The organism is Streptomyces coffeae (assembly GCF_016741875.1).
Classification (GTDB): Bacteria; Actinomycetota; Actinomycetes; order Streptomycetales; family Streptomycetaceae; genus Streptomyces; species Streptomyces coffeae.
Window position 1 is genome coordinate 435,834 of sequence record NZ_JAERRF010000007.1, and the last position, 14,454, is coordinate 450,287.

Consider the following 14,454-nt stretch of genomic DNA (forward strand, 5'->3'; position numbering starts at 1 on the left):
TCAAGCAAGTGGGGTGGCCGGGCGGGTCAGGAGATGCCGAACTCTTTGCCGAGCAGGTCGAACACCTCGTCGTCCGTCGCGGCGTCGAGGTCGTCGGATGCCTGCGCGGGCGCGTCGGCACGACTGTCGCGCCACGCGGCGAGCAGCGCCGACAGACGGGCGCCGACCTGGTCGTCCTCGTCGTCGCCGGGCTTGATCGAGGCGAGGCTCGCCTCGATGCGGTTCAACTCGGCCAGCAGCGGCGCCACCCCGCCGGGCTCATCGACGACGAGCGCGTCCGCGAGGTAGCCGACCAGGTCGAGCGGGGTCGGGTAGTCGAAAATCAAGGTGGCGGGCAGCCGCAGCCCGGTGCCGGTGTTCAGCCGGTTGCGCAGGTCGACGGCGGTCAGCGAGTCGAAGCCCAACTCGGTGAACGCGCGCCGCTCGTCGACCTCCTCGGGACCGGAGAACGCCAGCACCGCCGCGACCTGTGTGCACACCAGGTCCACCAGCGCGGACGGCCGCTCGGCCGTCGGCAGCGCCGCCAGCCGGTCCCGCAGCGCGGCGGCGGGGTCGCCCCCGGTCTCCGCCGCCCTGCGGGTCGTCGTCCGCACCAAGCCGCTGAACACCGGTGGCACCACCGGGAGTTCCCGTACGGCCCGCAGGTCGAGCCGCATCGGTACGACGACCGGGTCCGCCCCGACGGCCGCCGCGTCGAACAGCTCGAGGCCCTCCTCCGCGGACAGGCCCACGGCCCCGGTCTCGGCCATCCGGGCGCCCATACCGTCCTCCCCGGCCCACAGGCCCCACGCCAGCGATGTCGCGGGCAGGCCCTGGGTGTGCCGGTGCTGGGCCAGCGCGTCGAGGAAGGCGTTGGCCGCCGAGTAGTTGCCCTGGCCGGGGTTGCCGAAGGTGCCCGCGGCGGAGGAGAACAGCACGAACGCCGACAGGTCCAGCTCGCGGGTCAGTTCGTGCAGATGCCGGGCGGCGTCGACCTTGGGCCGGAACACGGTGTCGATCCGCTCCGGCGTGAGTGAGCCGATCACACCGTCGTCCAGCACACCGGCCACATGCACGACGGCTGTTACGGGGTGCTCGGCCAGCAGTGCTGCCACCGCGTCCCGGTCCGCCACATCACAGGCCACCGTGGTGACCTCGGCACCCAGCTCCGTCAACTCGTCGTGCAGTGCGCCGACGTGGCCGCGCCGGCTCGCCAGCACCAGCCGTCGCACCCCGTGCCGTACCACCAGGTGGCGTGCCACCAACCCGCCGAGCATGCCGCTGGCACCGGTCACCAGCACCGGACCGTCACCGAAGCCCGGCCCCTCCGACTCCGTGGGACGAGCCCGCACCAGCCGGGGCGCGAGCAGTTCACCGGACCGCACCGCCAGCTCGGGTTCGGAGCTCCCGATGGCCGACTTCCAGCCGTCCTCGTCGTCGACGTCCACCAGCATGAAGCGGTCGGGGTTCTCCGACTGTGCGGTTCGCATCAGACCCCATACCGCGGCCGAGGCCAGGTCCGGCACGTCGTCCTCGGAGCCGGTCGCCACGGCACCGCGGGTCACCAGGACCAGCCGCGACGCCGCGCAGCGGTCGTCGGACAGCCAGCCCTGCACCAGTTCCAAGGCGGTGTGCACCTCGCGGCGTACCGCGTCCACGTCGTGGGACTCGGTGTACCGGACCACGACGTTCTCCGGCAGTGATTCCCCTGCGTCCAGGGCGGACCGCATCGCGGCCCAGTCCGTGAACTCCGCCACCGAACCAGTGCTCCCGGTCGGGGTCGGGGCGGGCACCCAGTCCAGGCGGAACAGTGATTCCCATGCCTGTCGCGACAGTGTCGTGGCCACCGGGCGCAGCACCAGCGAGTCGATCGTGGCCACCGGAGCACCGGAGCCGTCCGCGACGGTCAAGGACACGCCGTCCGTACCCGCGGGTGCCAACCGCACCCGCAGTACCGTCGCCCCCGAGGCATGCAACTGCACACCTGACCATGCGAACGGCAACCTGCCGGGAGCACCGGCCTCGCCCATCAGCCCGATGGTGTGCAGCGTCGCGTCCAGCAGCGCCGGATGCAGACCAAAGCTCCCTGCTTCCGCACCCTCTGGCAGCGCGACTTCGGCGAACATCTCGTCGCCCTTGCGCCAGGCCGACCGCAGCCCCTGGAACACCGGCCCGTAGGCGAAACCGCCATCGGCCATACCGTCGTAGAACCCATCCAGGTCCACGGGCTCCGCCTCGGCAGGCGGCCAGGCACCGAGCTCAACCGGCGGCGTATCAACACCATCCGCGAGCACACCACTGGCATGCCGGACCCATACATCGCCGTTGTCATCCCGTGCATGCACCGTCACCGGGCGACGACCGGACTCCTCCGGTGCACCGACCCGCACCTGTACCCGCACACCGCCACGCTCGGGCACCACCAACGGTGCTTCCAGGGTCAGCTCCTCCACCGAGGCACACCCGACCTGGTCACCCGCACGGATCGCCAACTCGAGGAACGCCGTACCCGGCAGCAGCGCCGAACCCATGACCTCGTGCTCGGCCAGCCACGGGTGTGTCCGCAGCGACAGCCTGCCCGTGAACAGGACGGTGTCCTCGTCCGCGAGCGTGACCGCGGCGCCCAGCAGCGGGTGGTCGGCGGAACCGAGCCCGAGCCCGGTCGCGTCGGTGGCGGGCCGCACGCTGGTGTCGGGCCAGAACCGCTGGTACTGGAAGGCATATGTCGGCAGGTCAACGCCGTAGCCGCGGCGCGAGAAGTAGGCGGCCCAGTCGACGCGCACACCTCGCACATGAAGCTCGGCGAGTGCGGTCATGACGGCGCTGTCCTCCGGCCGGTCGCCGCGCAGCACCGGGACGAAAGCCGCGTCCGGCAGGGACTCCTGCCCGAGCGCCGACAGCACGCCACCGGGTCCGATCTCGACGAGGACGTCCGTGCCCATGTCGACCACGGCGTCGGCGAACCGCACCGACTCCCGCACATGCCGCACCCAGTACTCCGGCGACACCAACTCTTCGGCGGTCGCCCGCGCACCGGTCAGCGTCGACACGATGGGGATCGTGGGTGCCTCGTAGGACACGCCTTCCAGCACCCGGCGGAACTCGTCCAACATCGGGTCCATCAGCGGCGAGTGGAACGCGTGGCTGACCCGGAGCCGGGTCACCTTCCGGCCTTCCTCACGCCAGCGCTCGGCAACGGTCTCGATATCGGCGGTGACACCGGAGACGACTACGGACGTCGGTCCGTTGACCGCCGCGATTCCCACGGTGTCCGGTAGCTCGGACGCGACCTCGGTCTCGGTCGCCTGGATGGCCATCATCGCGCCACCCGAGGGCAGTGCCTGCATCAACCCGGCCCGTGCCGATACCACCTTGGCGGCATCGGCGAGCGACCAGACACCGGCCACGTGGGCGGCGGCCAGTTCGCCGATCGAATGCCCGGCCAGCACATCCGGCCGGATGCCCCAGGACTCGAACAGGTGGAAGAGCGCCACCTCGACCGCGAACAGCGCCGGCTGGGTCACCCCGGTCTCGTTCAGGGCATCAGCGTCCTCACCGAACAGCACCTCGCGCACCTGCGGGTCGAACGCGCCCAGCGCCTCGTCCAACGCCTCGGCGAACACCGGGAACCGCTCGGACAACTCACGGCCCATGCCCAGCCGCTGCGACCCCTGGCCCGAGAACAGGAAGCCGACCCGGTGCTCGTCGGCGACACCACGCACAGCCACGCCACCAGGCAGCCCTTCGACGGCGTCGGTCAGTCCGGCCACCAGGTCGGTCAAGTCCCGGCCGACGACGGCGAGTCGGTGCTCGAAACCGGCCCGCGAGGTCGCGAGCGCGTGGGCGACGTGCGCCGGGTCGAGGTCGGGCCGCGCGGTCAGGTAGTCACGCAGCCGCACCGCCTGGTCGCGCAAGGCGCTCTCGGTGCGGCCGGACACCAGCCACGGACCGAGTGGCACCTCGGGGGTCTGCGGCGCGTCGACGTCCGACGGGGACTCGACGATGACGTGGGCGTTGGTGCCGCTGAAACCGAAGGACGACACACCCGCTCGCCGGGGCCGGTCCGCCTGAGGCCACGGCTGTGCCTCGGTCAGCAGCTCCACGGCGCCCGCGGACCAGTCGACGTTCGGCGAGGGCTCGCCGATGTGCAGCGTCTTCGGCAGCACACCGTGCCGCAGCGCCATCACCATCTTGATGACGCCACCCACACCCGCGGCGGCCTGAGTGTGGCCGATGTTGGACTTCAGCGAGCCCAGCCACAGCGGGTCGCCCGCCCGCTCCCGTCCATAGGTGGCGAGCAGCGCCTGTGCCTCGATCGGGTCGCCGAGCGTGGTACCGGTGCCGTGTGCCTCGACCGCGTCCACATCGGACGGAGCCAGGTCCGCGTTGGCCAACGCCTGCCGGATGACCCGCTGTTGCGACGGACCGTTCGGGGCAGTCAGCCCGTTGGAGGCGCCGTCCTGGTTCACCGCGGAGCCGCGGATCACCGCAAGCACCGGGTGTCCGTTGCGCTGAGCGTCCGAGAGCCGTTCCAGTACGAGCATCCCGACACCCTCGCCCCAGCCGGTCCCGTTGGCATCGGCGGAGAACGAGCGGCACCGGCCGTCCGGCGACAGGCCCTGCTGGCGGCTGAAGTCGATGAACGCGGCAGGCGTCGCCATGACGGTGGCGCCACCGGCGAGCGCGAGCGAGCACTCACCGGATCGCAGCGCCTGCGCCGCCAGATGCAGCGCGACGAGCGACGACGAGCACGCCGTGTCCACGGTCATCGCCGGGCCTTCAAGACCGAACGTGTAGGACAGGCGGCCGGACGCGACGCTGCCCGCGTTGCCCGTGCCGAGGTAGCCCTCGACGTTCTTCGGCACACCGTGCAGCTGGGCGGCATAGTCGTGGTACATCACACCGGCGAACACGCCGGTCGCGCTGCCCCGCACCGACTTGGGGTCGATGCCCGCCCGCTCGAACGCCTCCCAGGAGGTCTCCAGCAGCAGCCGCTGCTGCGGGTCCATGGCCAGCGCCTCGCGGGGCGAGATGCCGAAGAACGCCGGGTCGAACTGGTCGGCGTCGTGCAGGAAGCCGCCCTCGCGGGTGTAGGAGCTGCCGATCCGTTCGCCTGACGGGTCGTAGAGCGCGTCCACGTCCCACCCGCGCTCGGTCGGGAACGGTGTGATGCCCTCGGCGCCTTCGACGACCAGCCGCCACAGGTCCTCCGGCGAGCGGACGCCACCGGGGTAGCGGCAGCTCATGCCGACGATCGCGATCGGTTCCTCGGTCACGGCCACGGCCGTGCCGGTGGGCGCCGCGACGACGGGCGCGCCCGCGAACTCGGTGCCGACGAACGTGGCGAGCGCCGTGGGGGTCGGGTAGTCGAAGACCAGCGTGGCGGGCAGGCGCAGCCCCGTGGCCATGTTGAGCCGGTTGCGCAGGTCGACGGCGGTCAGCGAGTCGAAGCCCAGCTCGGTGAACGCCTGGCCGGACGCGACCGCCTCCGGCCCGGCGTGGCCGAGCACCACCGCGGCCTGGGTGCGGACGAGCTCCAGCAGCACCCGCTCGCGCTCGTCCTCGGCCAGCGACGCCAGCCGATTGCGGAGCGCCCCGGCCGGGTCGGCCCCGCTCTCTGCCGCCCTGCGGGTCGTCGTCCGCACCAGGCCGCTGAACACCGGTGGTATCAGCGGGAGTTCCCGTACGGCTCGCAGGTCCAGCCGCATCGGTACGACGACCGGATCGGTCCCGGAGACCGCGGCGTCGAACAGTGCGACCCCCTCCTCCGCGGACAGACCGGTCGAGTCGGACTGCGCCACCCGAGCGCCCATGCCGTCGGCCCACAGGCCCCACGCGAGCGACGCCGCGGGCAGCCCTTGGGCGCGCCTGCGGTGGGCCAGGCCGTCGAGGAAGGCGTTGGCCGCGGAGTAGTTGCCCTGACCGGGCGCGCCGAGCGTGCCCGCCACCGAGGAGAACAGCACGAACGCCGACAGGTCCAGGTCGCGGGTCAGCTCGTGCAGATGCCACGCCGCGTCGACCTTGGGCCGGAACACGGTGTCGACCTGGTCCGGGGTCAGCGAGCCGATCGTGCCGTCGTCCAGCACACCGGCGGTGTGCACGACGGCGGTCACGGGGTGCTCGGCCAGCAGCGCGGCCACCGCGTCCCGGTCCGCGACGTCACAGGCCGCCATGGTGACCTCGGCGCCCTGCGCGGTCAGCTCCGCGCGCAACTCCTCGGCACCGTCGGCGCTCGGCCCGCGCCTGCTGACCAGCACCAGCCGTCCGACCCCGTGGCTGCCGACGAGGTGCCGGGCGACCAGACCGCCCAGCGCACCCGACGCACCCGTCACCAGCACCGAACTGTCCGGTCCGAACGCCGGCTCAGTCCCGGGCTCCGGCCGCACTCGCGCCAAGCGGGCCACGAACACCCGTCCGTCCCGCACGACGACCTGGGGTTCCCCGGTCGTCAGGGCGGACCTCCAGCCGTCCTCGTCGTCGACGTCGACGTCCACCAGCATGAAGCGGTCGGGGTTCTCCGACTGTGCGGTTCGCATCAGACCCCATACCGCGGCCGATGCCAGGTCCGGCACGTCGTCCTCGGAGCCGGTCGCCACGGCGCCGCGGGTCACCAGGACCAGCCGCGACGCCGCGCAGCGGTCGTCGGACAGCCAGCCCTGCACCAGTTCCAAGGCGGTGTGCACCTCGCGGCGTACCGCGTCCACGTCATGGGACTCGGTGTACCGGACCACGACGTTCTCCGGCAGTGATTCCCCCGCGTCCAGGGCGGACCGCATCGCGGCCCAGTCCGTGAACTCCGCCACCGAACCAGCGTTCCCGGTCGGGGTCGGGGCGGGCACCCAGTCCAGGCGGAACAGTGATTCCCATGCCTGTCGCGACAGTGTCGTCGACACCGGGCGCAGCACCAGCGAGTCGATCGTGGCCACCGGAGCACCGGAGCCGTCCGCGACGGTCAAGGACACGCCGTCCGTACCCGCGGGTGCCAACCGCACCCGCAGTACCGTCGCCCCCGAGGCATGCAACTGCACACCTGACCATGCGAACGGCAACCTGCCGGGAGCACCGGCCTCGCCCATCAGCCCGATGGTGTGCAGCGTCGCGTCCAGCAGCGCCGGATGCAGACCAAAGCTCCCTGCTTCCGCACCCTCTGGCAGCGCGACTTCGGCGAACATCTCGTCGCCCTTGCGCCAGGCCGACCGCAGCCCCTGGAACACCGGCCCGTAGGCGAAACCGCCATCGGCCATACCGTCGTAGAACCCATCCAGGTCCACGGCCTCGGCCCCGGCAGGCGGCCAGGCACCGAGCTCAACCGGCGGCGTATCAACACCATCCGAGAGCACACCACTGGCGTGCCGGACCCATATGTCGCTGTCGTCACCGCGCGCATGCACCGTCACCGGGCGACGACCCGACTCATCCGGCACACCCACCTGGACCTGTACCCGCACACCGCCACGCTCGGGTACCACCAACGGTGCTTCCAGGGTCAGCTCCTCCACCGAGGCACACCCGACCTGGTCACCCGCACGGATCGCCAACTCGAGGAACGCCGTACCCGGCAGCAGCACCTCACCCAGGACCTCGTGATCGGCCAGCCACGGGTGGGACTCCACCGACAACCGGCCGGTGAAGAGCTGCCCGTCCGAATCGGCCGTGTCGACTATCGCGCCCAGCAGCGGGTGGCCGGCCGAGCCGAGCCCCGCGGCGTTCAGGTCGCTTGCGCCCACCCCGGCGTCCAGCCAGTAGCGCTGACGCTGGAACGCGTAGGTGGGCAGGTCCACACGTCGTGCGCCACGACCGGTGAAGAAGGCTTCCCAGTCCAGCCGCACGCCCTGTGTGCACAGCTGTGCCACCGCGGATATCAGCGCGGACTCCTCCGGCTGATCGGCTCGCAGCGCCGGTACGAACCCGGCGTCCGGCGCGGACTCCTGGCCGAGTGCCGACAGCGTTCCGCCCGGCCCCACCTCGACAAACGTGGCGATGCCCTCCTCCCGCAATGTGCTCATGGCGTCGGCGAACCGCACCGACTCCCGCACATGGCGCACCCAGTACTCCGGCGAGGCAAGCTCCTCGACGGTTGCCCGCGTGCCGGTCAGCGTGGACACGATCGGGATCGCGGGTACCTCGAACAACACCCCTTCCAGCACTCGGCGGAACTCGTCGAGCATCGGGTCCATCAGCGGCGAGTGGAACGCATGGCTGACCCGCAGCCGGGTCACCTTCCGGCCTTCCTCACGCCAGCGCTCGGCAACGGTCTCGACATCGGCGGTGACACCGGAGATGACCAGCGAGTTCGGGCCGTTGACCGCGGCAACACCGACGGTCTCCGGCAGGTCCGACGCGACCTCGGCTTCGGTCGCCTGGATGGCCATCATCGCGCCACCCGAGGGCAGTGCCTGCATCAACCCGGCCCGTGCCGATACCACCTTGGCGGCATCGGCGAGTGACCAGACACCGGCCACGTGGGCGGCGGCCAGTTCGCCGATCGAATGCCCGGCCAGCACATCCGGCCGGATGCCCCAGGACTCGAACAGGTGGAAGAGCGCCACCTCGACCGCGAACAACGCGGGCTGCGTCACCCCGGTCTCGTTGAGGGCATCGGCGTCCTCGCCGAACAGCACCTCGCGCACCTGCGGGTCGAAGGCGCCCAGCGCCTCGTCCAACGCCTCGGCGAACACCGGGAACCGCTCGGACAACTCACGGCCCATGCCCAGCCGCTGCGACCCCTGACCCGAGAACAGGAAACCCACACCACCCACGGCGGGGGACCCTGCTACCAAGCCGGGGAGCGGCTGCCCCTGAACCAGCGCGGAGAGCCCCTCCAGCAGCGCCGTGCGGTCGTCGCCCAGGACAACTGCCCTGTGGTCAAAGGCCGATCGCGTGGTCACCAGCGAGTAGGCGACGTCCTGTACGCCGATCTCCGGCTCATCCGCGATGCGCTCCCGCAGCCTGATCGCCTGCTCCCGCAGCGCCTCCGCACTCCTGCCCGACAGCACCCACGGCACGACACCGTCGACCGGGGCCGGGACGCGGTCCTCGCTCGGCACGTGCTCGACGATGGTGTGTGCGTTCGTTCCGCTCACGCCGAACGACGACACACCGGCCCGCCGCAGGCGACCGGTCTCCGGCCACTGCCGGGCCTCGGTCAGCAGCTCGACGGCGCCCGCGGACCAGTCCACGTTCGACGAGGGCTCGCCGACGTGCAGGGTCGGCGGCAGTACGCCGTGCCGCAGCGCCATCACCATCTTGATCACACCCGCGACACCGGCCGCGGCCTGGGTGTGGCCGAGGTTCGACTTGATCGAGCCGAGCCACAGCGGCTCACCGGTGCGGTCCTGGCCGTAGGTGGCCAGCAGGGCCTGTGCCTCGATCGGGTCGCCGAGCGTGGTGCCGGTGCCGTGTGCCTCGACCGCGTCCACATCGGACGACGCCAGCCCGGCGCTCGCCAACGCCTGCCGGATCACCCGCTGTTGGGACGGACCGTTCGGCGCGGTGAGGCCGTTGGACGCGCCGTCCTGGTTCACCGCGGAACTACGGATCACCGCCAGGACCGGGTGTCCGTTGCGGCGGGCGTCCGACAGCCGCTCGACCAGCAGCATGCCGACGCCCTCACCCCAGCCGGTGCCGTCGGCGCTGTCGGAGAACGACTTGCACCGACCGTCGGCGGACAGACCGCGCTGGCGGCTGAAGTCGACGAACGTACTGGGGGTCGCCATCACGGCGACACCACCGGCCAACGCCATCGTGCACTCGCCCTGGCGCAGCGCCTGGCACGCCCAGTGCAGGGCGACCAGCGACGAGGAGCACGCGGTGTCGACGGTGACGGCGGGCCCCTCCAGGCCCAGTGCGTAGGCGACGCGGCCGGACGCGACACTGCCGGACCCGCCGGTGCCGAGGTAGCCCTCGACGTCCTCCGAGACGGCACGCAGCCGCGCCACGTAGTCGTGGTACATCACACCCGCGAACACACCGGTCGCACTGCCCCGCACCGACTCCGGCGCGATACCAGCCCGCTCGAACGCCTCCCAGGAGGTCTCCAGCAACAACCGCTGCTGCGGGTCCATCGCCAGCGCCTCGCGCGGTGAGATGCCGAAGAACGCCGGGTCGAACTGGTCGGCGTCGTGCAGGAAGCCGCCCTCGCGGGTGTACGAGGTACCCGTGTGGTCGGGGTCCTCGTTGTACAGCGCGTCCATGTCCCAGCCGCGGTTGGTGGGGAACTCGCTGATGGCGTCGACCCCGTCCAGGACGAGTCGCCACAGGTCTTCGGGTGAGTTCACCCCGCCGGGGTAGCGGCAGCTCATGCCGACGATGGCGATCGGCTCGTCGGTCACGGCCACGGCCGTGCGGGTGGGCGCCGCGACGACGGGCGCACCCGCGAACTCGGCACCGATGAACTCGGCGAGCGCGGCGGGGCTCGGGTGGTCGAAGACCAGCGTGGCAGGCAGGCGCAGCTCGGTGGCCGCGTTGAGATGGTTGCGCAGCTCGACGGAGCTGAGCGAGTCGAAGCCCAGGTCCCTGAACGCGCGGTCGGGCGCGATGGCATGCGCCGAGCTGTGGCCGAGCACCACAGCGGCGTGGGTACGGACAAGGTCGAGCAGTGCCTTCTCCCGCTCGGCCTCGGTCATGCCCGCCAGCGACTGCGCCAGCGCGGACCGGGTGGCGGCGGGATCGACGGTCCTGCGTGCCGTGCCATGCACCAGACCACGCAGGAGGTGCGGCACGGGGTGGGAACGCGCCTGCCGTTGCAACACGGTCAGGTCGAGGGGCACCGGTGCAAGCAGTGCGCGTCCCGTGGAGCCCGCCGCGTCGAACAGCGCCAGGCCCTCGGCCGCGCCGATCGGGACCGCGCCGCCGCTGGTGATCCGCCGTACGTCGGTCTCGTCGAGGCTGCCTGCCATGCCGTCGGCCGTGGCCCACAGGCCCCATGCCAGGGAGGTGGCGGGCAGGCCGGCAGCGCGGCGGTGCTGGGCGAGTGCGTCCAGGAAGACGTTGGCCGCCGCGTAGTTGCCCTGACCGGCGCCACCGAACACACCGGCGGCGGACGAGAACAGCACGAACGCCGACAGGTCGTGGGTGAGCTCGTGGAGGTTCCAGGCCGCGTCGACCTTGGGCCGGAACACATCGTCGATCCGGTCCGAGGTCAGCGAGCCGATCGTGCCGTCGTCCAGTACGCCCGCGGTGTGCACCACGGCGGAGACCTGGTGCTCGGCCAGCAGCCGCGTAACGGCCTCCCGGTCGGCCACATCACACGTCGCGAACGTCACCTCGGCGCCCTGCGCGGTGAGTTCGTCGCGCAGTTCGTCGGCGCCCTCGGCTGCGGCGCCGCGCCTGCTCACCAGTAGCAGGCTCTGTACGCCTCGTTCCGTGACCAGGTGTCGGGCAACGAGGCCGCCCAGTGTGCCTGTCGCGCCGGTGATCAGCACCGCACCTGAACCGAAGCCGGGGTCGTCCATCACGGACTGCTTGGCCCTGGTCAGGCGCGGAGCGCTGGCGGCGCCGGAGCGCACCGCGAGCTGTGGCTCTCCGGTGGCCAAGGCGGACGGCAGCACATCGAGTGAGGTCGCTTCGTCGTCGAGGTCGACCAGCACGATCCGGTCCGGGTTCTCCGACTGAGCGGACCGCACCAGGCCCCACACCGTTGCCTGCGCGATGTCCCGCACGTCCTCGTCGGGCGTGGTGGCGATGGCACCCCTGGTCACGATGGCCAGGCGCGGCGCATCGTATTGCTCGTCGGCAAGCCAATTCTGGACCGTGGTCAGCGCCCAGTGCGCCGCTTCATGGGCACTGGACACCGGATCAGAAGCCGAGGTGATCGGGCACGGCAGGATGACGAAGTCGGGCAGTTCCGCCGACCGCGTCAGGGTCTCCAGGTCGGTCCACTCGGTTGTCGGGGCGTCGCCGTCAGACAGCGGCACCGACACCCAGTCGACGCCGAACAGCGCGTCGTCCCGATCGTCACCCGCGACCTGGTCCGGCGCGGCCGGTCGCAACACCAGCGAGTCGATCGTGGCCACCGGAGCACCGGAGCCGTCCGCGACCGCCAACGACACCCCGTCCGCACCTGTGGGTGTCAACCGCACCCGCAGCACCGTCGCGCCGGAGGCGTGCAGCCGCACACCCGACCACGAGAAGGGCAGCTTGCCGGGAGCGTCGGCCTCGCCCATCAGCCCGATGGTGTGCAGCGTCGCGTCCAGCAGGGCCGGGTGCAGACCGAAGCCCTCGGCCTTCACACCGTCCGGCAGCGCGACTTCGGCGAACATCTCGTGACCGCTGCGCCAAGCCGAGCGCAGTCCCTGGAAGACCGGCCCGTAGCCGAAACCGCCGTCGGCCATGCGGTCGTAGAACCCGTCCAGGTCCATGACCTCCGCGCCTGCGGGCGGCCATTCGACCAGGGAAGCTCCACCAGAGCGGCCTGCCGCGCCCAGCACACCGGTGGCGTGCCGGGTCCAGGAACGACCGTCGTCGATGTCGCCCGCGCTGGAGTGGAAGGTCAGTTCGCGCCTGCCGGAGGAGTCCTCGGCGCCGATCCACACCTGCACCCGCATCGAGCTGTTCTCCGGCAGGACAAGAGGTGCCTCAAGCGTCAACTCCTCCACCAGGTCACACCCGACCTGGTCACCCGCACGAATCGCCAACTCGAGGAACGCCGTACCGGGCAACAGCACCGAGCCCATGACCTCGTGATCGGCCAGCCACGGGTGGGTCTGGACCGACAACCTGCCGGTCAGGAGCACACCGTCCGTGCCGCCGAGGGTGACAGCCGCGCCCAGCAGCGGGTGCTCGGCGGGACCGAGCCCGGCCGCCGAGACATCACCGATCAGCGGCAGCACCTCAGGCCAGTAGCGCTCGTGCTGGAACGCGTAGGTGGGCAGGTCCACCCGCCGTGCGCCAGGACCGGCGAAGAACGCCTCCCAGTCCACCCGGACGCCGCGCACATGCAACTGGCCCGCGGCCGTGGTGGCAGCCATGGCCTCTGGCCGATCGCCGCGCAGCACCGGCACGAACCCGGCGTCGGGCGCGGACTCCTGCCCCATCGCGGACAGTGTCCCGCCCGGCCCCACCTCGACAAACGACGCAATGCCCTCGTCGACGAGCGTGCTCATGGCGTCGGCGAACCGCACCGATTCGCGCACGTGCCGCACCCAGTACTCCGGCAAGGCGAGTTCTTCGGCGGTGGCCAGCTGACCCGTCAGCGTCGACACGATCGGGACCGTCGGTGCCTCGTAGGACACGCTCTCCAGCACTCGGCGGAACTCGTCGAGCATCGGGTCCATCAGTGGCGAGTGGAACGCGTGACTGACGCGGAGGCGCGTTACCTTCCGGCCCGCCTCACGCCACCGTTCCGCGACCGCCTCGACATCGGCAGCAATACCCGAGACGACCACTGACGTCGGCCCGTTGACCGCCGCGATCCCCACGGTGTCCGGCAGGTCGGGCGCGACTTCGCCCTCGGTGGCTTGGATGGCCATCATCGCACCACCCTCAGGCAGTGCTTGCATCAGCGCACCGCGCGCCGACACCACCTTGGCGGCATCGGCCAACGACCACACGCCGGACACGTGGGCGGCGGCCAGCTCGCCGATCGAGTGGCCCGCCAGCATGTCGGGTCGGACGCCCCAGGACTCCAGAAGGCGGAACAGCGCCACCTCGACCGCGAACAGCGCGGGCTGGGTCACCCCGGTTTCGTTCAGGGCATCGGCGTCCTCGCCGAACAGCCCCTCACGCACCGCCGGGTCGAACTCGCCCAGCACCGCATCCAACGCCTCGGCGAACACCGGGAACCGGTCAGCCAGCTCACGACCCATGCCCAGCCGCTGCGACCCCTGGCCCGAGAACAGGAAACCCACCCGGCCAGACTCGTCAGCAACTCCCGTGACCGCGGCACTGGTCGCCTGACCCTCGGCCACAGCCGCCAAAGCCGCCAGCAGCTCCGACCGGTCGGCGGCGACCACCACCGCACGGTGCTCCAGCACCGACCGCGAAGACACCAGCGCACGGCCCACATCCGCCACGGCCAGTTCGGGAGTTGCGTCCACAAAGGACTTGAGCCGCGCGGCCTGCTCCCGCAACGCCTCGGGCCCCTTGGCCGACAACACCCACGGCACCAGCCCGTCGTACGTCGGCTCCGGAGCTTCGTCCTGCTCGACCGCGGGTGCCTGCTCGATGATGGTGTGGGCGTTGGTTCCGCTGAATCCGAACGACGACACACCGGCTCGCCAGGGCCGGTCCGCAGCGGGCCACTCACGCTGATCGGTGAGCAGCTCCACCGCACCGGCGGACCAGTCCACGTGCGGGGACGGCTCGTCGACGTGCAGGGTGCGCGGCAGCACACCGTGCCGCATCGCCATCACCATCTTGATCACACCGGCCACGCCCGCGGCGGCCTGGGTGTGACCGATGTTCGACTTGATCGAGCCGAGCCACAGGGGCTGGTCGGCGGGGCGGTCCTGGCCGTAGGTGGCCAGCAGCGCCTGC

1 protein-coding gene is annotated in these 14,454 nt (G+C 71.4%); it reads right to left on the reverse strand.

Annotation, left to right across the window (positions count from 1 at the left end):
• Window positions 1-26: 26 nt before the first annotated feature.
• A partial coding sequence (locus JK363_RS14990; RefSeq protein ID WP_201875362.1) for an SDR family NAD(P)-dependent oxidoreductase occupies window positions 27-14,454 on the reverse strand: 14,428 nt, incomplete at its 5' end.